We start from the raw sequence: 302 nt of genomic DNA on the forward strand, positions 1-302 counted from the left end.
GCACCCAGTACGGCCGGGTCCTGTCGGTCCTGCTCATGCGGTCGCCTTTCGGCTCCGTGACGCCCCGGGCTGGGGCTGTCATAAGACCGCGTGCACCGTGATCACCTCCGTGGTCGCTCCGGATCCGAACCTACGCCGTTCGATCAGAACTGGAGGGACCACCCGTTGATCCGGCCGACGTCCGCCGACGCGACGTCCCGGACGCGCAGCTTCCAGACGCCGTTCGCCACCTCGCCGGACGCGTCCACCACGTAGGTCGTCACGACGTCGTCCGCGCTGTCGCTGGTGCTGGAGTTCTTCAC

At 68.2% G+C, this 302-nt stretch carries 2 protein-coding genes (1 of these 2 running past the window's edge); both read right to left on the reverse strand.

Annotated features, from left to right (window positions below; all coding sequences use genetic code 11):
- Positions 1-143: 143 nt before the first annotated feature.
- Positions 144-302 (reverse strand): proprotein convertase P-domain-containing protein, encoded by a 159-nt coding sequence (locus AB0G02_RS37645; RefSeq protein ID WP_360804518.1) that lies wholly within the window; start codon positions 300-302, stop codon positions 144-146.
- Positions 299-302: the end of a M28 family peptidase gene (locus AB0G02_RS37650; RefSeq protein ID WP_360804521.1), read on the reverse strand. It continues 1,145 nt past the right edge of the window; 4 of the gene's 1,149 nt are visible here — the last part of the coding sequence; its start codon lies beyond the right edge, outside the window; its stop codon occupies positions 299-301. Before AB0G02_RS37650 ends, AB0G02_RS37645 begins: the two co-directional genes overlap by 4 nt.

The sequence above is a fragment of the Actinosynnema sp. NPDC023658 genome (assembly GCF_040639995.1).
GTDB lineage: Bacteria > Actinomycetota > Actinomycetes > Mycobacteriales > Pseudonocardiaceae > Actinosynnema.